This window comes from Micromonospora sp. NPDC002411, assembly GCF_053592955.1.
In genome coordinates this window covers 1-20,253 of sequence record NZ_JBSFBM010000098.1, presented here as the reverse complement: position 1 = coordinate 20,253, position 20,253 = coordinate 1, and the positions used below count along the sequence as shown (strand labels likewise).

Here is a 20,253-nt window from a genome sequence, read left to right as displayed (position 1 = left end):
CCGCGGGGCCTCCGATCGTGTGTCGGCCCGGCGGGTAACCACACCGCGCCTCGAATCCCGGCAAGAGTCGGGCCAGGCACGCCGAGACGTCTTCGCGCCAACGCCGGATGTACGTCACGTCGATCCGCCCACCATCGGCCGACGCCTCGGTGTCCGCGCACCTGTCCCTGCCGCTGTCCGTCACCCGATGTCCCAGGAGGCCACGTAGACGCCGCAGTGCAGGCACCGGAACAGGTACGCCGTCGGCTCACCGGTCCGGTCCATCCGCCGCAGCATCTCGTCGGCCTGATCTGTCGACCACCCGAGCCGGAACAGGTCGTCCCGGATCATCCCCAGTGCGTCCGGGTGGGCGCGCAGCTCCTCGTACCCGGCCAGGCCGAGAAAGACGGCACCGTCGCCACAGTGATACAGCCAGTTCGGCGTCTGCCAGGAGTCGAACCCCGGCGTACGTTGCGTGACCTCCTCGACGACGGCGAGCGGAACATCCTGCGGCACGTCGGTCGCGTCGGTGAACATGCAGGGCCACTCGGCGACGGTCGTCAGCGCCCGCGCCGCCTCACCCGAGGCGATGCAGTGCAGGCACAGCACATCGACCCGACGACCGTAGATCGGCCCGGCGTACCGCCAGCCGCGTGCGAACCCGCACAGCGCGCACGCCTCGTCCGTGGGCACGGCCGACCCGGTAGCGACTGGATCGAGGTGGTAACGGAACAGCGGGAACAAGCCCTCCCGGGCAGCCGTGCACCCGCTCAGATCGGTCAACGGCGCACCCGATAGCGCAGGTGGAGCACCCGGTTGCCCTGAATCACCACGTCGGGATCCTCCAACAGGTGCTGCGCGTCGACCGACCCGAAGTAGCGCTTACCGGACCCGAACACCACGGGTACGACGTCCATGCGCACCTCGTCGACCAGCCCTGCGGCAAGCACCTGGCCACCGACGTCGCCAGCGGCGACCTCGACGAGGCGGTCACCCGCCAACTCCTGCGCCTTGGCCACGGCTGCCTCGACACCGTCGACGAAGTGGAACGGCGCCTCGGGGTCCCAGCCCTCGGGCGCCGGCCGGTGCGTCACGACGACCACGTGGTCGACCCCGCCCGGAGGCTTCCCGTCCCAGCCGTCCGTCATGTCGAAGACGTGGCGGCCGGCGATTGTCGCCCCGATCCTGTCCCAGTACGGCCGGGTGTGGTCGTAGGACGCCTGCGACACCTTCAACACGCCACCCTCGTCCAACGGCACGTCACCGCTGAGCAACCAGTCGAACAGCGGTCCGGGCTGATCGTTCTGGTCAGCGATGAAGCCGTCCACCGACACCGAGCTGTACATGACCACTTCGCCCACGGGCGCTCCTCTGCTTGGGGATCCCCTCAGGTTAGGGTCTCGCGGGCTGCCGCTCTTGTAAGAAATCAATCGGTCGGCAGCGGCCAGCCGTCCAGCACGTGGCCGGGGTGCTCGCGCAGGAACCGCCGCCGGACTTCGACGTACCGGGTAGGTGTGAGCCCGGTGAACGCCCGGAACTCGTGGCCGAAGTGGGCCTGATCGAAGTAGCCCGCGCTACTGGCGAGGTCGGCCCAGTCGATCGGCTCGGCCGGGTTGATCGAGAACACGGTGGCGGCGAAGCGGTAGGTGCGGGCCAACCGCTTCGGCGTGACGCCGATGAGCTCCTTGAACCGCTGCGCCAGGTGGGTGCTGCTGACACCAGCGGAAACCCTCAGGTCGTCGATAGCCACCGCCCCGCTGGTCGCAGCGATGACGCTGCTCGTATGGCGGACCAGCCCCAGGCCGGCAGCGTCGGCCAGCCGTCGCATCAGCTCGTCCTCGAGCAGCGTCAGCATCTCGTGCGGTCCCTCGGCGGTGGCCAGCCGGTCTCGTAGCTCAGCAACGGCGGGCCGACCCCAAACCTGTTCCAGTGTCGCTGGCCGGTCACACAGCTCGGCCGCGGGCATCGGCAGGAAGGGTGCCGGCCCCCAGGGCTTGAAGTGCACGCCGACGGACCGGGTCTGCGGCGGGTAGCCGAACTCGAAGGCGCGAGTGGGCGTGGTGACCACGCAGCCGTCGGCGTACTCGGCTGTCTCGATGTCGGTGCCGGCACGGATGCGGAACGGCGCCCCGAGATTGACGATGAGGAACGCCGCCGGACTTGCCGGCAGCGTCAGCCGGGTATACGGCGGCGGGCCCTCCAGGTAGTACAGGTCGTCGATCAGCCCGTCCAGCGGCGGTCGCGGCACTCTGGACACGTACTCCACGCCCACAGCATCACCGACGCCCAGCCGGAGTCGCGCGCCGGGATGGCCTCGACCGACGCCGATCCGGAGACCAGTTCAGGTTCTGTCACGGTGGCGGCGGGCTTCGATGTCGCGCAGCACGTCGGGGTCCCACTGCCCGGCGTTCCAGTCTTCGCTGGTCGGAGTGGGCGACAGCGGCCAGGCCCGGTCCTGCCCGGCGACCGGCGAGTAGTGTCCGGCGACGATTCGGTCAACGTCAGCGATCAGCCGCAGGACCCGCGCCCGGCTGTGCAGCACGCCTCCGATCAGCGCGGCAGCTCCGAGTGTGCGCAGGGCAGCCTGGCCGAACAGGACGGCCGGGGCGGTTCGGTCGGCAGCCAGCCAGGCCACAGCAGCGCTCAGGAAGAGGCAGGCAGAGAAGACGCGTATGCCCCAGTGACGGCTGTACGGACGGCCGGGGGAGCCGTGCGCCTCAGCGAGTTGACGGGTGCCGCGGCCCCAGATCAGCCCGCTTATGACCAAGCCGATGATGGCGGCGATCACGGTCAGGTTGGCCAGGAGGTACCCGAGCGCTGCTCCCGTGCTGGACGACGACGGCTGCCTGCCCCGGTCACCCAAGATGCTGCCGAGGACGGCCACGGCGATCGCAGCCAGGGCGTAGAGGATGGCGATCCCGATCACGAACCAGGTCGCGATGTTCCAACCTTCAGTCCTGACCTTGGGTGGCGGGGCCGAGGACCGGCACATGTGGCCTTGGCCGGGGTGTTCGAGTTCGGCTCCACATTTCGTGCAGTGCACAGTGTTCTCCTGAGCGGCGCGGCCCAGACTTCGCCAGGCCAGCTGAGCTGGGCATCTCGTACCTCGCCGCACGGGGTGAAGATCCGCCGGATTCGGTGCGAAGAGAATCATGCCCCGTCGGTGCCGATCCGGCGACCCCGTTTCCCGCGACCTCTCGCCTTCGGGTAGCGGCCCGAAAAGGCCCAACGCACGAACCCTGCGTGGACGGGAGCTCATCGGGTGCCAGGCGGCGGTGTGCATCCGGCGCTCGTGCATCATGCTGCCTGTGCGTGCCGAGCGTCTGAGCTTCTTTGAGCCCGACAAAGCCTTCGGAGGCTGGTAGCTGAGTCGCCATCAGGAGCAATCGGCTGCTCACCACCTGCACCCGCAAACCGCCCCAGCATCGTGACGCCGAGCCGCTCATAGTCGCTTGCGGCTCGTCGTTGCTAACCCTGCTTCCGGCGAAGGATCGCGTCAAGGAACATGGTGGCGACGCCACCGGCGAGGCCACCTGCCACGCCGGACCAGAAGAGGTAACGCTGACCGGTGTTCTCGGCGACCGGGTCGACGAAGATCCCGATCGCGTCGATCCTCTCCTGATCCTCCCAGTAGATGTTGAGGCCATGCCTGAACAAGCCGATGCGAAGAGAGGGCGTTCCGAATGCTGACTCAAGCCGCAGTCCGGAAGCCTCACGTGGTGTGACGGTCACGGTCTGCCGGTACCGGGCGTCGTCCTCCGGCAGCGCGATCGTCGGATCGGCGTTTTGGCAGTCGTACCACCCTGGCACGATCAGGGCCGAGCGCTCCTCCGCCGTGGTCGGGTCTGTCCCGTCCAGAGCGGCACAAGGAAAACTCTGGGCCAACGTCGGGCTGTCCACGACGACCTTGCCCATGGCCTCCACTGCTACCGGCTCGTAGAGCATCAACGAGATCGACGACGTACCGGCGTAATAGCCGTTCACGACCTCGTCGCGGACCTTGCTCGGGTCGATGGATACCAGTATCTCCTCGCCGTCGTCGTCGAATTCGTCGAAGACGGCGAGGACTGCCAGTTCCGGGCTTCCCGTCACGTACTCCGTCGACCGGGCCTCCTCTTCGAAGTGGAGGATGAGGTGGAACCGTTCCCGGGTCTGGGTCAGCCACTGGAGTTCGAGGGTGGTCTTCGGCGAATCACCGATGCCGGCGGCGGTAGGGGACGCGAGATGAAGCGCCACGTTGGCGGTAGTCGGCGAGCTCGCCTTGATGTAGCCGTCGTTCGACAACAACTCGGGATAACTCATGGCGCTCTGCTGGTACGCCAGGTACGAGAGGACACCGAGGACCAACGCGACCCCGGCGAGCATTCCTGCCGACCGTCGCTGGCGAAATGCAGACACCTCCGCCGCGACGCTCTCGGACCGCGCTGACCGCAGCGTCATCCGTCGGTTGATCAGTCGTCGCGTGGCCGATGATGGCTGGCGCGGTGGGGTCACCCTCCAAGAGCATCAGACTCGCGCAACCGGCTCGATCGGGCATCCAGTGAGCAGGACGGTGATCACGGCCCGCTCATCCCCCTCGCTCTATCCGCCTGTGGCGGTCGGCTGGCACGATGACCCGATGGCGACAGAGCCCGGTGGACCACCTACGGATATCGCCAGCTATACGGTGGCTCCTCCGGATCCCTACGGCGCCTATCAAGCTGCCGACGGGTTGGGCGGGATAGCGGCACCGCTGCTGGCGGCGGCAGCGGTCACGCTGCTCGGCCTGGTCCTGCAGATCGAGAATGCCCTGAGGTGGCCGAGCCTGTCCCTGCTGCTGTTCGGGGCGGCGGTCATCGTGCTGTTGCGGGCGGTCCAGTCGCACGCCCGCGCTCGTGGTTATTCGGTGACACCGAGCGAAGCTCTCGCCTGGTATCCGGATGCCGCGGACCCGCAGCGGCGTCGTGTCGTCCAGTGGGAGTTGCGACGTCACCAGGCCGCCTGGCGGTTCTGGATCGGCCGTGCCCGCCGCCACTACAACCTGGGGGTCCTGTTCCTGCTGATCGGCGCGGCAGTCCTCCTGGTGCCGGCCGACCCGAAGGACCTGACCGGTACGCGGTGGGCCGCGATAGCCGTACTCGGGTGGGGGTTCGTGGCGGAGACCACGGCGATCCTGATCGCCTGGCGTCGCCCTGGCTGGTGGGCGCGGTGGTGGGCCGCGGACGCGGATCGCCACCGCCCGGTGCGGTGGCTCAACCGGGTGGTCCGGTGGGTCGCTCCGCCGGATCCCCCCGTCCCTCCGCAGGATCCGGACCTTCCCGAGCATCCGCGGCCCGGGCCGGCGGCACCGCCCGGCGACGGTCGGGCCGTTGACGGCAATCAGACACCACAGCCGGCTGGCTAACTCCGGCCGCTTCTTTCCTGCCAGATACCGGTGAACCGGCACGTGTCGAGGTGTCTGGCCTCGGGCGGGACCTGGCAGATGGGGCACCGATCGGGTTGTTGCGGTGGCCAGTCACGGCTGGGTTCCTTCTCGGTCACCGTGCCAGTGTGGAGGCACACCGTTCACCCGACAACCGCCCTTTCAGCGATCGGGAGAGTGCCATGGTCGACACCATTCAGCAGGCGTCGGTACGACGGTTGGACCTGTGCGCCGTCGACGTGACCGATCCGCTGCACTGGCGTTGGATCCTGGTCGATCCGGACACCGGCCGACAGCTCGCCGAACACGCCGTCGCACTCGACCGGCGGCGCTGGGAGGTTGCCGCCTTCATCGACCTGCACACCTACCTGAGCTGGCGCGCAGAGCCGGACCGCCGGGTGGCGAGTGCCGCCGAGGTCGTGGCGCGGCTCGGCGGGTTCATCGCGCGGGAGGTCCTCGGCCCGGCAGTCATGGCGGAACTCGGCGGACACACCCCGGTGCGCCTGCGGATCCGAGTGGCTGAGGCAACGTTCCTGACCGCGTTCCCCCTGGAGCTGGCCCACCTGGACGGGGTCCCACTGGCGCAGAACGAAAGGGTGCAGGTGTCGTTCAGGGTCGCCGCAGACCGCGCCCCCACGACGGCGTCGTCGGCCACCGGAGTACGCCTACTAGCGGTGTTCAGCCTGCCGACCGGGACGACCGCGTTGCGGTTGCGCTCGGAGCGGCAGCAGCTGACTCAACTGGTCCGACAGTTGGCCCTCCCGGTCGAGTTGGAGATCGTCCAGTGGGGTGTGACCCGCGAGGTGCTGGCCGACCGGATGGCCCGCGATGGTGGCCCCGACGTGCTGCACCTGTCCGGTCACGGGCGGCACAGTAGGTTGCTGCTGGAAGGCCCTGGCGGTGCACCGGACGAGATCGACGCGTCGTCCCTGGTTGACCTGCTCCGTCCGGGTGGCGGCCGGCTGCGGCTGGTATTCGTCTCGACGTGCGAGTCGGCGGCGGCGCCACCGCGCTGGGTGGATCTCGACCAGCCCGGACCGCAGGTGACGGACCTCGCCGCCGCGCCAGCCAGTCTGGGGGTACGGCTGGCACGTGAGCTGGATTGCACAGTCTTGGCGATGCGCTACCCGGTGACCGACGATGTCGCCGGCGAGCTGGCCATCGCCTTCTACACCGGCTTGATCGACAGCGGACTGGATGTTGGCACGGCGGCGGCGCAGGCGGTCCGGAAGGTCGCTGCGGCGGGCGTGTCGGCGGCCCGGCCGGCGCTGTCGCTGGCAGCGCCGGTGCTGATCGGTCCGGACGACGTCACAGTGCTTGGAGCGGATCTCCTGACCGCGCCGGCGAATGCACAACCGGTCGCCGCCGATCCACTGACGGGCTTCACCCCACAGTCGGCCGGGTCCACGCCCGCGGCACCGGACCGATTCGTCGGTCGGGAACAGCTGATGACACTCGCGGGTGCTGGACTACGACCCGGCGGCGGCACTCCAGTCATTGTCCTGACCGGAATGGCAGCGGTGGGCAAGACGGCCTGCGCGGTGGAGCTCGTACACCGGCATCAGGCCGACTTCGGCACCGTGGTGTTCTGGTCCGCTCCCGAACGGGACGCCGACCAGCAGGACACGCTGACTGCCTTCATCGACGCCGTCGAACGTGGTGTCGGTGACGCCGTGGTCTTCCCGCCCGTCGCGGCCGACGATCAGCAGGGGTGGGTGGCGGCTGTCGCCGAACTGCTCGACCGGTGCGACCAACAGCGGGCTCTGCTCGTTCTGGACAATGCCGAGTCGCTCCTGACGGCGAGCGGGCGATGGCGTGATCGACGCTGGTTGGACCTGCTCACCATGCTCGCTGCCCGATCGGGACCGACCCGGCTGCTGGTTACCAGCCGGGTCCCGCCGGCCGCGCCCACCGGCGCCGGGGTACGCCAGTTGAGCGTCGAACCGCTGTCCGACAGCGAGGCGAGTGCCCTGGTCCGGCAACTGCCCAACCTTCGGCGGCTGCTGCACATCGATGATCCCGCCGGCCGACCCGAATCGGGCGGCTCCACGTCCCCGGACGATGTGGCTCACCGCCTGGACAGGGCTCTGGTGACTGCCGTGCTGGCCACCGCGCAGGGGCATCCGAAGCTGCTGGAACTGGCCGACGCCGCCGCGGCCGAGCCTGCGGAGCTGTCCCGCCTGCTCCAGGTGACCGGCCAGCCGGCCGACGGCGAGCACTGGCTCGGCGAGACGTTGACGGGCTGGACCCGGGAGACGACGCGGCGGCTCGATCCGGCGGCGATGCTGATGGTGCAGATGCTCGCAGCGGTCGAGCCGGCACACCGATTCCCCGGCACCATCCGCGTCGTCTGGGTGGACGTGTGGAAAGAGGTGGGTCCGCGGGAGCCGGCTCCACCGTCCGACGCGATGCTGTCCGTTCTCGCCGCTACGGCGTTGACGCAGCCGCGGACACTGGTGGGCACCTCGATACCGGCAGGCGCCGACATGACAGGTGCCACCGGCGTGATCCGGTACGAGTTGCACCCGGTGGTCGCTGCGACGGTACGGGCCGACACGTCGGAGCAGATCGCCGGCTCGGTGGACCTCATTCTTGCCGACGCCTGGCAGCAGGTCGCCCGGGAGCAGGAAGACCGCGGCGACCGGGAAACCACCTCGGTGGTCGTCGGCGCGTATCTCGCGGCGGTGCCGTACCTCCTTCGGCAGTCAAGCTTCGCCCGCGCGGCCGGGTGCCTCGGCGCGGCGCTGCTCCGCGACGCCAGTTCGCGGACCGCGTGGATCGCCCTGTCCTACGCCGCTGCCCTGGACCCCGCCACACCCGGACGGGACCTGGTCCTCGCGATGGCGCTGCAACCCCTGGACCCGGTCGAGGCGGAACGGCTGCTGCGGCAAGAGTTGGCCGCACCTGATGAGGAGGTGACAGCCGTCGCCGCCGGCGCCTTGGCCAACCAGTTGCACCAGCAGGGACGCCTCGCCGAAGCGTTGGAACTGGCCGAGCGATATGAGCGGTTGGTCCAGCGCGGGAGCCCATGGAGACGGGCCGGAGCACGGGTGACGCGACTGCAGGTGCTGCACGAGAGCGGTCATGCCGAGCAAGCACTGACCGAGGTGACCAAGGTCCTCGAGGAGCTACATGTGTTGTCGACGGAGCCGACCGCGCTCGGCAGGCCGTCGGAAGGTGCCGTGGCGTGGCTCGTTCGGCAGACGGCCCTCAGCCTCGCGGTGAGTGCCGCCCTGACGCTGAAACGGTGGCAGGTCGCGCTCGACCACAATCAGGTTCTGCTCGACAGCGTCCAGCGGCGGGGCGCGGCCGAGGCGGAGGTCGCGTTCTTCTGGTTCAACGACGCCCACGCACTGATCCAACTTGGGCGCTTCGACGAGGCGAGGAAGGTGCTGACGTACTGCCAGCGGGTCTTCGACGAGCATGGCGACGAACTGAGCCTGTCCCGGGCGATCGGCACCGCAGCTCTGCTCGCCGCGAAGCAGGGCAACCTGACCGAGGCGGTGGATCTGGAACAGACCGCGCTGCGGCTGGCCTACCGGCATCCGCTCGCCGCTGACCTCGCCGCTGGACACCAGTTGCTCGGCAACCATCTCGGGAAACTCGGCACCGATCCGGCCGGCCAACTCGGCCACCACCTGGCCGGCGCGCTGCTGACCCGGATCACCGGGTCGGCCCTGCTGCCCACGTTCCTGCATCCGGTCGCCGCCGATCTGCACACCTACGGGCAGAGCTGGCTGCCGGCAGACCTCGCGGCGCTGGCCGCCCGGGTGGGCCGCGTCGACGGCGTACGCCTGCTCGATGTGGTTCACGCGCTGCTCGCCGCTGATCCGGCGGAACAGGACCGCATCGTTCGAGGAGCCGAGGCGTCGCAGCAGTGTCACAGCCTGGCCGAGGAACAGTTCCGTGCACTCCTCGCTGACGTCCGGCGTGCTGGCGAGGAGCAGGGCTTCGACCTGACCGGCAACCTGCTGCGCTGGGAGAGCCTGATGCCTCTGATCGCGACGGCGGCGACGGGCGACGCGCAGGCGAACCGCCAGCTCACCACGATCCTGCAGCCGATGGAGCCGGGCACCCATGCCGGAGGGCTAGCTGCGGCGATCCGCCGGGTGGTCGGCGGCGAGCGCGACGATGCCGCCCTGATCGCCGAGCTGCATCCCGCCGACGCCGCCGTCATCCGCCGAGTCTTGGAGACGATTCGGTGGTGCCAGACGGTGCAGGGTTGCCCGGAGGGGAATCGGTTGGCCCTCACCGAGGCGGACTACCGCGCTGCGGTGGACGCTGAGGATCACGTACGGGCCGGTCTACGGGCGGCCGAGCTCAGCGGCCTGCTGCGCGTGCGCAAACAGTTCGCCGAGGCGCTGCCGTACGCCGATCACGCCATCGTGCATCGTCGGCGGGCCGGGTTCGGGCCGTGGAGTCAGCGCTTCGATCTCGGGCGGCGGCTACAGCTCCTTGACGACCTGTGCCGCTGGGAGGAGGTCCTCGCGGAACTGGCACCGCTGCGGGATAAGTTGCGAGGCGAGCCGGACCTACCGAGCCGCACCGACCCGGTGAACCCGTCGACGGTACGGGACCAACTGCTGACCCTCGGCATGCTGGCCGCAGTCGCACTGCGGAACTGGGAGCTGGCCCTCGAATTCCACGACGATCTCACGGCGAACATGCAGCTGCGCGGCGCGAGTCCCGTCGAGCTCGCCCTGCACAGGCTGGACCGGGTCACGCTGCTGAGCCCGCTCCGACGCATCGCCGAGATCTCCGAGGTGTACGACGAGGTACGGGCGGTGATCTCGGGCAACCTGGACGCGGCAACTCGGGCGCAGTTCGACGTGGCGCTGAACCGGGCCGGGAGGACGCTGGCGCCAGAGGCGCCGTGGCGTCGGCAGGCGCTGGCCGACGCCTACCAGGGCATGGACAGCCGGGACGTCAGCCTTCCACTGATCGCCCAGGAGCACTACTACTTCGCGACCGGTGACGGACCGGCCGAGACGCCGACCGCGAAGGCATCGCACCTGCTCGCTTCGGCGATCATCTGCACGCTGGACGGGCAGGATGCCGCGGCCGAACTGACGGTCCGCTACGCCGCACCGCACCTGTACCAGGCCGACGGCACCCGGGCCACCCCCACCCTGGACAGCATCGTCGCCGTGGTGGAGGAGGTGCCCGGCGTACGGTTCGGGGAACTCGTCACGCAGATGATCGGCACCCCGCCCCGGGCGGCGGCCGCGGTCGCCGATGCCGTGCACGCCGCATACCGGATCCCGGTAGCCGAGTTGTTCGGCCTGGACCAGGCGATCGCGGACCACGAGACAGCGATCGTCGCGGTGGCAGCCGCCTACACCGGCGGGCTGCGGGATCGAACGGCGTGTGAACCGATCCTGGTCGAATTGGCGGCGAAGCCGGACGGGGCGCCACTTGCTGCGGCGCTACGTCGAGCGGCGGCCGGGAACCTGCTGTCGGTGAAGGAACAGGAGGCGATGCACCCGGTCCATGCGGCGATCATCGGCGCGTTGCGCAGCAGGATCGGCCGTCAGCGGTGACCCGGTCTGCCAACCGTGCTCTCCTACTCTCGGTCGTTGCACCACCGCAACCATGGAGGGCTGTCGTGCGCGGTTCCTCATGTGGTGCAGTGGCCGCTCTGGTTGCACCGCCCGTCGAAATGCGGTCCGACAGCTTGGGGTTGATCTCGGACTGTCTCGCCAGTTGCACCCTTCATCGCCTCAGCCGTAGGCGATGCCGGCGTCGGACGGCTTGATCGACATGGAAGGCTGGCTGGGTGCCCTGGGAAGCTGCGACGCCACCTCGCCCACTGTCGAATCCCGTCGGCCTGACACCGGTCGACCGCTCGCACCGGGCGGTGTTGAGCAATCTTGGTCAGCTGTATCGACATGACCTGTCGGAGGCCTACGGTCATCTCCCCAACGACGACGGCACCTTCAACGACCGCCCGCTCGACCGGTTCCTCGCCGGCGTCGACCCGCAGTACCGCGCCTGGTTGATCACTGCGGCCGGTCGGACAGCGGGCTTTGTGATGACGGCCCCGGCCGAGGGCGGTATGTCCATCACCAGCTTCTTCGTCGTCCGTGCGCTGCGCCGCACCGGCGTCGGTCGCGCCGCTGCTCTTCACGTCATCTCCCTGTTCCCCGGCAGGTGGCGCATCGGCTTTCAGCGTTACAACCCCGGCGTCGAAGCGTTCTGGTCGACGGTCGCGACCCAGGTCAGTGGGACTACATGGGAGATCTACGACGGCCCCACTGCCGAGACACGACCCCCCGATACGTTCATCAGCTTCACCACCTCCGGTTAGTCCAGGTCGCTTCAACACGCGGGAAGCTGGAGCGAGCACGGCGCGCGGTCTCAGTTCCTCCAGCTACGACGCGATCGGGCACCGCAGAGGCCGCTCACCCGACCGCAGCACGGCACAGGACCGCCTCGCCGGACGGCCTGCAGACTGGAGGCGTGATCAGACTGCGGTTGTACAAGGCTCGCAAACGGCAGCGCGTCATCGATCCTGCCGATCTCGAAATCACCTACTTCGCAGTCGACCCCGAGACCAAACCGGTCTTCGAGCACGCCGAAGTCATGGTGTGGGTCAGCGACCCCGACCACTGCCGGGTCGAGCGGCGCGGCGGCGGCCGGGATCTTCACCTGGTCGAGTCCGGCACGAACGTCCTGCCCCGCGCCCGTGGCCTGGAGATCCTGCGCGCGCCCGACGCGAACTACCGCTGGGTTCACTCCCTGGACTGGCGCTGGGGCGCAGGTGAATACCTCGACCGCGACCGTGTCGGGGCAATCATCGACCGAGCCCTCGACATGGAACCGTGGGCGGCGCCGGAGGGCCCGGTTGGCCTGGTGCACCTGTCCTACCTGATGTGGTTCCACAATGGTGCGATGGCAAACGGTGCCGCGTGGCCGCTGGACGACTGCACCGCCGAGCAGATCGTCGCGTTCACCACGGCCGCAACCTACTTCGAACTCGACGACATCGCCGACCTGATCGGCCGCCTCGCACCAGATAACACGCTCAGCCACGAGTACTGGGATCTCAGCAGCCCGTTCGGCCAGGATGCTTCGCTGATCCGCGACGCGCTCCGATGCAAACTCGTCGAGGCGCCAGCGGATTGGGACTAGCGATAGGCACCTCCTCCGGACGATGAACACGCGCATCGGCACCGCACGTGCCGTGGCGAGTGGCTCAAGGGCTTCGTCGGCGCACTGGCGGAGGACGACTCCCAGGCGGGGACGGCCGCTGGTTGGAGCGCTTACAGATCCATCGCGTAGACCCGGACCTGGCGGCCGGTGTCCGGCTGCACCGTCTCGCGCTCCAGCGTCATGCCCAGCTTGACCATCACTCGCGCTGACGCCTCGTTGCCGACAACGTGGATGCTGACCAGCCGCCGCAGTCCGAGCTCGGCACGAGCGTGGGCGACCACGGACTGGGCCGCCTCGATGGCCAGGCCTCGGCCCCAGTGCGCGCGGCCGAGCCGCCAGCCGATCTCCACGGCTGGCATGATCTCGGGCAGGAAGGTCGGCACCGCCAGCCCGGTGAAACCGGCCAGCTCGCCGGTCTCCTTGATCTCCACCGCGTACAGCCCGAAGCCGTGCTCGTCCCAGTGCCGCCGATAAGTGGCCAAGCGCTCTGCGGTGGCCGCCCGGTCCAGGGTGCGACCGTCACGGATGCAGCGCATCACCTCGGACTGTGCGTTCACCGCGGCGAAGCCGTCCAGATCGGTGCTGTGCAAGCGTCGCAACAGCAGCCGCGGAGTTCTCAGGGACGTGGGATCACGGAAACTGGTCATGTCAGGTGCGCCCCCTTCGTAGCACTACGGCGACGGAACTCGGCTCCGAGCCGCGGTGCCCCACGGCCGGTGGCACCGTCGATGAGCTCTCGCAGGATGTCGGCGTGACCGCCGACGACGGCGACCGGGATAAGGCCTGTCTGATGTCAGGCGAGCCGGGACGCTGGCGGGCTCCTGACTCTCGCTAGCCGGCGGCCGCCTCACGTTGGATCTGCTCGAATTGAGCGGCCATCGCAGCGGCCAGGGCCTGCGCGGCGGACAGCGGACGAACCATGACCGTGAAGTCATCGATCAAGCCGCTGTCATCCAGGTGCAGGAAGTCGCAACCCTCGACGGCCACGTCGCCTATTCGCGCCTCGAAAACCAGCGCGTGGTCGCGGCCGCCCTCGCCGCTCAGCTCACGGACATACCGGAAGTCCTCGAAGACCCGCAGCACACCCCGCAGGATCGCTGCAGTGATTGCCTTGCCCGGATAGGGCTTGAACGCCACCGGGCTGCGAAACACCACGTTGTCGGCCAGGGCCGCCTCAAGGGCATCGGGGTCGCGTGCTTCCACCGCCGCACGAAAGTCGATCACCGCTCCAGCGTACGGGTTCTGCCCTGCCAGCCCATCGTCGCGCACGGCTCCTGCGCATGTGCGGCGCTGCGTTCGGCGGCCGCTTTCGATGCCGTCAGCCACAAGGAGTCAGCTCAGCTTGGTCGAGATGTCGAGCGTGGTGAGGTGGCCTTTGCCCATCACGTGTACCAAGGATCGACCGTCGAAAAGTAGCCGGCCAGTGCGTGCGGGAAGTCGCACGCGAGCGGCGATCGCCCCGCTCGGGGTCACTACGACGAGATGGTTACCGGAGCGGGCGAAGAGCGCACCTCCGGGGACGGGCACACCACCACAGGTGGCACCGTGCGGGAGGTCCACTACTTCGGTTCGGTTACCGCGGTCCAGGTCGATCATCGTGATGCCGGTGTCTTCGGCCAGCCACAGCGTCCGGCCGGTGAGGATCGGCGGTAGCGGTGGCAGGTCCCGGTCGTGCTGCCACAGGACTTCCACGCCGCTGCCGGGATTCAGGGCCATGACGGTGCGCCTGCCGCTGAGAAAGACGATGCAGCCGTCTTCGCCGGCATTGAAGGCGAGGCCGGAGTCGGGAAAGTACACCGGTTCCGGCAGCGCCCACTCACCCCTGACAGCGCCGGTTCGAGTATCCAACAGCAGCAGTGCCGCCTCGTTGGCAGTCGCGATCAGGACCGCATCAGCCGGGGACCGCTCCAGGTCCAATCGCACAGGCAGAGGCCAGGCCAAGCTGCTGCCTGCCGCAGGCCCCGGAAACCGATCCGGTAGAGGCTCGCCGTTGGCCAGATCCACTCGTATCAGCGGACGATAGCCACGCCATCCGCCCAGGAACGCAATGGATCCGCTGACACTGATGTAGTGGTGCAAGCCCAGGTTCGGGGTCGACCAACTCCGCTGCCCGCTGTGCATGTCGAAGCAGTTCAGGACACCAGCCTGACTCAGATAGAGGCAGCGCTCGCCCGCGACGACGGTAGTGCCCCAGCAGTCCTCGACGCCCTGCTCCCACAACGGCGCCTCGGTCTCAGGGTCCAGTCGAACCAGACGTGAGTGGCGCTCCGCCACGACAAGAGCGCCGGGTGCCGCCGCCAACGTCGTTTCGTTCGAGCGCAGGTGCAGAAGCCGTGACCAACGCACCGTCAACGAATGATCCACCAACCCAGTGTGGCTCACCTGTCCCGAAGCTGGGGCAGCGCGCCGACGGGGCCGCGGACGGCACTCCCTGCGCGAAACCGCTCGACTCGCATGATCCACAAGGAGCCTTCCGGCGTTGACTCAGCGGCAGGAAAGCGCAATCCTGTGGAAGCGCTCCCATCGTTGAGCGTCTATCCGAAAGGAATGCTCGTGCGTCCCACCACCGTTCTACTCCCGGTCGTGCTCGCCACGGCCCTCGGCGGTCTGGTCCTGCCGGAGCCCGCCCTGGCCGTAGCCGGCCCGGCGCTGACCGTGGACACCACCGCCGCGCGGCACCAGATCAGCCCGTACATCTACGGCATGAACTTCGCCGACGAGGCGCTCGCCCGCGACCTGCGGCTACCAGTGCACCGGTACGGCGGCAACGCCACCACCCGCTACAACTTCCGTGCCGACACCACCAACCGCGCGGCGGACTGGTACTTCGAGAACATCCCCAACGACAACCCGAGTCCGGAAGACCTCCCGGCAGGCTCGGAGACCGACCGGTTCGTGCAGCAGAACAAGGCCACCGGCGCCGCCACGGTCATGACAATGCCGATGCTCGGCTGGATCGCCAAGGACCGGTCACGAGCATGTGGCTTCAGCGTCGCCAAGTACGGCCCACAGGAGTCCACCGATCCTTGGGCACCGGACTGCGGCAACGGCAAGAAGCCGGACGGGTCACTGGTCACCGGCAACGATCCGGCGGACACCAGCATCGCCGTCGGTCCGGAGTACGCCACCGACTTCGTCAACCACCTCAAGGGGCAGTTCGGCGCCGCCGCCGACGGCGGAGTCCAGTTCTACAACCTGGACAACGAGCCGGACCTGTGGCACTCCACCCACCGCGACGTCCGCCCGACCGGACTGGGCTACGACGAGCTCCGCGACCGCACCTACGAGTACGCCGCCGCGATCAAGGCCGCCGACCCTGGCGCGAAGACACTCGGTCCCGTCGGCTGGGGCCTGAACTCGATCTTCTATTCGGGTCTCGACCAGGACACCTGCTCGCGCACCGGCTGCTGGTCGAACCCACCGGACAAGGCCGCGCACGGCGGCCAGGACCTCGGCCCCTGGTACCTCGACCGGATGCGCGAGTACGAGCAGCAGCACGGCACCCGCATCCTCGATTACTTCGACGTCCACCTCTACCCGCAGCAGTCCGGCGTGCTCGGCGACGCGGCCGGCGACGCCACCACCCAGGCGCTGCGACTGCGCTCGACCCGCCAACTCTGGGACCCGACCTACGTGGACGAGAGCTGGATCAACCAGCCGGTCCGGTACATCCCGCGCCTGCGCGAGCTGGTCGACCAGCACTACCCGGGCACGAAGATCGCGATGACCGAATACAACTGGGGCGGCTACGGGTCGCTCAACGGCGCGCTTGCCCAGGCCGACGTCCTCGGCATCTTCGGCCGCGAAGGACTCGACCTGGCGACCCTCTGGACCGCACCGACGGCCGACCAGCCGGTGGCCAATGCCTTCCGCATCTACCGCAACTACGACGGCAAGGGGGGCGCGTTCGGCGAGACCTCCGTCCGGGCCACCAGCGCCGACCAGGGCAGATTGGCCGTGTACGCAGCCGAGCGGAGCGCCGACAAGGCACTCACAGTGGTCGTGGTCAACAAGACCGGCGAGGACCTGACCAGCCAGGTCGCCCTCACCGGCGCCTCCGCCAGCACCGCTCAGGTCTACCGCTACAGCGGGGCGGACCTCGCCGGTGTCGTCCGTGAGGCCGACCAGCCTGTGACCGCCGGCGGCCTCACGACCACCTTCCCGGCCAACTCGATCACCCACCTGGTGCTGCCGCGCGGCACAGCGCCCGGCGACACCCAGGCGCCGACCGTCCCGGGCAAGCCGACCACCGGCACGATCACCAGCGACAGCATCGCGCTGGCGTGGACGCCGTCCACCGACGACACCGCCGTCACCGGGTACGACGTGCACCGGGTCGACGCCTCCGGCACCGTGAAGGTGGGCACCGCCACCGGCACCACGTACACAGTGACCGGGTTGACGCCGGACACCCCGTACACCTTCGTGGTGACCGCCCGTGACGCGGCGGGTAACGTCTCGGCGGCCTCGCCCGGCCTGACCGCGCGGACCGCGCCCACCGCCCCGACCGGCGGCTGCACTGTCGCCTACACGGCGAACAGTTGGCCGGGCGGCTTCACCGCGAGCGTGACGATCAAGAACACCGGCACCACCGCGATCGACGGCTGGAAACTCGCCTTCGACTTCCCCACCGCCGGCCAGAAGGTCGGCCAGGGCTGGTCGGCCACCTGGAGGCAGAGCGGAACGAGCGTCACTGCGGACAGCATGAGCTGGAACGGCAAACTCGCCCCCGGAGCGTCCACCAGCATTGGCTTCAACGGCACGTGGACCGGCACCAACCCGGCACCGACCGCCTTCACCCTCAACGGCCAACGCTGCGGGTGACCTGAGAGACCCGGCGGGAGGGGCCGGGGCGCAGCGGCGCCTCGGCTCCTCCCGCTCTCGAGCAGCGGTCCGGTGCGGCAGAGTGAGCGCCTCGTCGCTGATCTGCCGCACGTCCGCAGTTGCCGAGCGTCGTGGGCGCGGACGGCCGGGATCGATCTCGGGTTACTCCTGTGGCGCGATCAGCCGGTCGTCGCTGGCGTCGCGGACGGTGATCGCTTCCACCGGGCACGAGTCGGCGGCGTCGATGACGACCTCGTCCGGAGCGACGATGTCGGTGAGCGGCGCAGACAGGCCATCGACCAGGCGGAAGTGCTCGGGCGCGGTGCCGGCGCAGATGCTCGTGCCGATGCAGCGGCGCGAGTCCACCCCGATCCGCCAGCCGGCACTCACCAGGCCACCGGCATACGGAGCAGGCCCCGGACCAACATGCCCCGCTTCCACTCCAGCTCGGCCTCCGGTACGGCGAGCCGCAACCCGGGCAGACGAGTGACGAGGGTGGCGACGGCGACCTGCAACTCCATGCGGGCCAGTTGCGCGCCGACACAGTGGTGTACGCCGTGCCCGAACCCCAGGTGCGGGTTCTGCTCGCGGTCGAAGTCCAGCCGGTCCGGGTCGGCGAAGACGGTACCGTCCCGATTCGCCGACGACAGTGAGCCCAGAACCGGCTCACCGGCCCGGACCAGCACCCCGCCGACCTCGACGTCCTCCTTGGCGTACCGGGCGAAGGAGGATCCGACGCCGAGCGGCACGTACCGCAACAGTTCCTCGACCGCGACCGGCACGAGCGACGGGTCGGCCCGCAGCCGAGCGAGCTGGTCCGGGTTGTGCAGCAGGACGTAGATGAAGTTGGGGATCTGGGTCACCGTGGTCTCATGGCCGGCCGCGAGCAGCCCCCCGGCCAGTTCCACCAACTCGGTCTCGCTGAGCCGATCCTGATTCTCGTCGCGGGCCCGCACCAACGCGCCGAGCAGGTCGTCGATCCCCGGGTCGCGGCGGCGCTCGGCGACCAGACCACCGATGTAGCCCCAGAGATTGTTCAGGTATTCCTGGATCGTTTCCATGGGCAGAGAGGTGGTCGAGACGATCGCCTCGGACCAGATGTGGAAGCGGTCGCGGTCGGCGTACGGGACCCCGAGCAGCTCGCAGATCACCTGGATCGGCAGCGGCGTGGCGACGTGCTCCACCAGGTCGGCCGGAGGGCCGAGCCGCACCATGTCGTCGATCAGCGTGTCGGCGATCTCCTGGGTTCGGGGACGCAGCGCCTCTACCCGACGTGCCGTGAACGCCTTCGCCACCAACCGACGCAGCCGGGTGTGATCGGGCGGGTCCATGGTCAGCATGCCGCTGTACTGCTGGCGCGGGGTGAGCCTGGGCTCGTCGCGCTCAACGGCCGGGGCGCGGCCGAACCGCACGTCACCGAGGACCAGACGGACGTCCTCATACCGGGTGGCGAGCCACGCCTCCTCGCCGTAGGGGCACTTCACCCGGGTCATCGGCTCGTTCTCGCGCAGCTCGCCGTAGGTCGGATCGACGACGAGGCGGTCGGGCACACTGAACGGGTACGGCCGCGCGGGCGGAACGGTACGGCTCTCGGTCGTCTGCGCGCTCTCCGTCATCCGGGTTCCCTTCGTCGAGACGGCGTGATCCTCGGGCCGGCACCACGTGCGTAGCGGCGCCGGATTGCCAGCGTCCAGGGCTTGCGGACAGCACACATCCACGCTCAGTGATATCTCGACATCGGATCGTAGCGATAGATGCCGATGATCGCCATGGAAGCTGCCCGCATCCATCGCGCCAGCGTTCCCGTGGCTCAGGAGATAAAGAGCCCGCTACCCTCGGCCGTCGTGCACGAAGGGCTGCACAGCCCAGTAGTGAGCGGCGGCGGACGGCACCGAGCCGACGGCGAGAACCCACTCGTCGCCGAGCGTGCCGATGACGAGGTCGCCCTTCTCGAACCGCAACACGACTCCAGCGGAGACCGTGTCGCCGTCGTGGCCGAGGATGACGGCGCCATCGGTGAGCCGGGCGCCGATGAACCCGGACAGCACGGACGGATGCCGCGCCGGGCCGACCCTGATCTCGCCGCACTCGTCCATGTCGGTGGATCGGTACGGCTTCTCCTTCGCGAGCAGGAGTTGGTCGCCACGGCCGTGCAGTTTGACCGGCATCCCGCCTTCGAAGTACAGCCAGGCATGCAGCAGGCTCTCGGCGTCCGGTTCGCGCCGTCCCTCGGACCAGTACCGGGCCTCGGTCACGGCGTCGAGCCGTCGGCCCACCGAGCCCTTCAGCCACGACGCGACCATCTCGGGATCGCTGAAGCCCACGTACGGCACCGGGTGCTCGACGCGCAGCGCCTGCCACACGGCGCGAACAGTGGCCTCGTAAACGTCGCCCAGGCCGGTGTCGACGTCGGTGGTGACAACGCCGGTCACAGTTACCCGTACCTCTCGGGGAGATTTCTGCAGAGCCCAGCGGGCGCCTAGCTCGGCTTCCCGCCGATGTTCGTCGATCGCGGCGGCGGTCACCTCGACGTCGGACCGGTCCGACGCTGCGACCTCGACGGTGACCTCAGCGAATCGCGCGGAACGACTCGTCTGTGCCAGCAGGCGGAAGGTTGTCACGACTCCGATGGTTCCAGGCAGGTTCCGGCCTTGGCGTGCCAGGGCCGGGCAAGCCGACAAGAAGCTCGTCGCTCGTTAACCCACACAGTGATTGCCACCTGACCAACCCGGCGACATCCTGCCTCCCTACGTCGGAGGACGGAGGCCAGCGAAGCCTTACCATGCGAGCGTGGCTCACGTTGCCCGGTCCCGTAGGCCGTACCCGCTGCTTGTCGCCGCAGTGGTTCTGTTGGCGCTCGGCGCGGCCACGGCCTGGGCGGTCGGTGACACGCTGGG

16 protein-coding genes are annotated in these 20,253 nt (G+C 69.0%); 5 read left to right on the top strand and 11 right to left on the bottom strand.

The features are described from left to right. Positions 1-180: 180 nt before the first annotated feature. The 5 genes from ACWCO3_RS14355 to ACWCO3_RS14335 all read right to left on the bottom strand — a co-directional run bounded on the left by ACWCO3_RS14355 (position 181) and on the right by ACWCO3_RS14335 (position 4,344). Positions 181-723, bottom strand: coding sequence for a CbrC family protein (locus tag ACWCO3_RS14355; protein WP_280116516.1), 543 nt, complete (start codon positions 721-723; stop codon positions 181-183). Positions 724-758: 35 nt separating this feature from the next. Further along, complete coding sequence (locus ACWCO3_RS14350) at positions 759-1,340, bottom strand: dihydrofolate reductase family protein (protein ID WP_358074338.1); 582 nt, start codon at positions 1,338-1,340, stop codon at positions 759-761. A gap of 65 nt (positions 1,341-1,405) precedes the next feature. Next, positions 1,406-2,245 (bottom strand): helix-turn-helix domain-containing protein, encoded by an 840-nt coding sequence (locus ACWCO3_RS14345; protein ID WP_450010266.1) that lies wholly within the window; start codon positions 2,243-2,245, stop codon positions 1,406-1,408. Positions 2,246-2,320: 75 nt separating this feature from the next. Next, complete coding sequence (locus tag ACWCO3_RS14340; protein ID WP_244311774.1) at positions 2,321-2,905, bottom strand: hypothetical protein; 585 nt, start codon at positions 2,903-2,905, stop codon at positions 2,321-2,323. Between the two features lie 542 nt (positions 2,906-3,447). Beyond that, positions 3,448-4,344, bottom strand: a complete 897-nt coding sequence (locus tag ACWCO3_RS14335; protein WP_450010263.1) for a hypothetical protein — start codon at positions 4,342-4,344, stop codon at positions 3,448-3,450. A 253-nt stretch (positions 4,345-4,597) separates the two neighbouring features. Between ACWCO3_RS14335 and ACWCO3_RS14330 the strand changes: the two genes are divergently transcribed. From ACWCO3_RS14330 to ACWCO3_RS14315, 4 genes are all read left to right on the top strand, one after another. After that, the gene (locus ACWCO3_RS14330) at positions 4,598-5,362 is read left to right on the top strand and encodes a hypothetical protein (protein ID WP_145783325.1); all 765 of its coding nucleotides are present in this window, start codon (positions 4,598-4,600) and stop codon (positions 5,360-5,362) included. Positions 5,363-5,562: 200 nt separating this feature from the next. Further along, on the top strand, positions 5,563-10,920 hold the full coding sequence (locus ACWCO3_RS14325; protein WP_450010261.1) for an AAA family ATPase: 5,358 nt from the start codon (positions 5,563-5,565) through the stop codon (positions 10,918-10,920). A 236-nt stretch (positions 10,921-11,156) separates the two neighbouring features. After that, complete coding sequence (locus ACWCO3_RS14320; protein ID WP_358165524.1) at positions 11,157-11,687, top strand: GNAT family N-acetyltransferase; 531 nt, start codon at positions 11,157-11,159, stop codon at positions 11,685-11,687. A 152-nt stretch (positions 11,688-11,839) separates the two neighbouring features. Next, positions 11,840-12,511, top strand: a complete 672-nt coding sequence (locus ACWCO3_RS14315) for a hypothetical protein (protein ID WP_145783331.1) — start codon at positions 11,840-11,842, stop codon at positions 12,509-12,511. Between the two features lie 131 nt (positions 12,512-12,642). On the opposite strand, the gene ACWCO3_RS14310 is transcribed toward ACWCO3_RS14315, so the two are convergent. From ACWCO3_RS14310 to ACWCO3_RS14300, 3 genes are all read right to left on the bottom strand, one after another. After that, entirely contained in the window at positions 12,643-13,179 is a 537-nt protein-coding gene (locus tag ACWCO3_RS14310) for a GNAT family N-acetyltransferase (protein ID WP_450010258.1), read from the bottom strand. A 184-nt stretch (positions 13,180-13,363) separates the two neighbouring features. Further along, positions 13,364-13,756 carry a nuclear transport factor 2 family protein gene (locus tag ACWCO3_RS14305; RefSeq protein ID WP_145783336.1) on the bottom strand — a complete coding sequence of 131 codons (393 nt, stop codon included), beginning with the start codon at positions 13,754-13,756 and terminating at the stop codon, positions 13,364-13,366. A gap of 108 nt (positions 13,757-13,864) precedes the next feature. Next, positions 13,865-14,896, bottom strand: a complete 1,032-nt coding sequence (locus tag ACWCO3_RS14300; protein ID WP_450010256.1) for an outer membrane protein assembly factor BamB family protein — start codon at positions 14,894-14,896, stop codon at positions 13,865-13,867. A gap of 189 nt (positions 14,897-15,085) precedes the next feature. Between ACWCO3_RS14300 and ACWCO3_RS14295 the strand changes: the two genes are divergently transcribed. Then, complete coding sequence (locus ACWCO3_RS14295) at positions 15,086-17,356, top strand: glycoside hydrolase family 44 protein (RefSeq protein WP_450010254.1); 2,271 nt, start codon at positions 15,086-15,088, stop codon at positions 17,354-17,356. A gap of 162 nt (positions 17,357-17,518) precedes the next feature. Here ACWCO3_RS14295 and ACWCO3_RS14290 read toward each other — a convergent pair whose 3' ends face one another. From ACWCO3_RS14290 to ACWCO3_RS14280, 3 genes are all read right to left on the bottom strand, one after another. After that, the gene (locus tag ACWCO3_RS14290) at positions 17,519-17,746 is read right to left on the bottom strand and encodes a ferredoxin (RefSeq protein ID WP_358165535.1); all 228 of its coding nucleotides are present in this window, start codon (positions 17,744-17,746) and stop codon (positions 17,519-17,521) included. Beyond that, a complete protein-coding gene (locus tag ACWCO3_RS14285; protein WP_358165537.1) occupies positions 17,743-18,972 on the bottom strand; it encodes a cytochrome P450 in 1,230 nt (409 codons plus the stop codon). The genes ACWCO3_RS14290 and ACWCO3_RS14285 overlap by 4 nt, the downstream gene beginning before the upstream one ends. 213 nt (positions 18,973-19,185) lie before the next feature. Beyond that, on the bottom strand, positions 19,186-19,977 hold the full coding sequence (locus ACWCO3_RS14280; RefSeq protein WP_358165539.1) for a hypothetical protein: 792 nt from the start codon (positions 19,975-19,977) through the stop codon (positions 19,186-19,188). Positions 19,978-20,253: the final 276 nt, after the last annotated feature.

Excerpts from the sequence above, each read along its gene's own strand:
- ACWCO3_RS14335 (WP_450010263.1), bottom strand. The coding sequence starts at position 4,344 with ATGCTCGCCGGGGTCGCGTTGGTCCTCGGTGTCCTCTCGTACCTGGCG.
- ACWCO3_RS14330 (WP_145783325.1), top strand. The coding sequence starts at position 4,598 with ATGGCGACAGAGCCCGGTGGACCACCTACGGATATCGCCAGCTATACG.
- ACWCO3_RS14325 (WP_450010261.1), top strand. The coding sequence starts at position 5,563 with ATGGTCGACACCATTCAGCAGGCGTCGGTACGACGGTTGGACCTGTGC.
- ACWCO3_RS14310 (WP_450010258.1), bottom strand. The coding sequence starts at position 13,179 with ATGACCAGTTTCCGTGATCCCACGTCCCTGAGAACTCCGCGGCTGCTG.
- ACWCO3_RS14285 (WP_358165537.1), bottom strand. The coding sequence starts at position 18,972 with ATGACGGAGAGCGCGCAGACGACCGAGAGCCGTACCGTTCCGCCCGCG.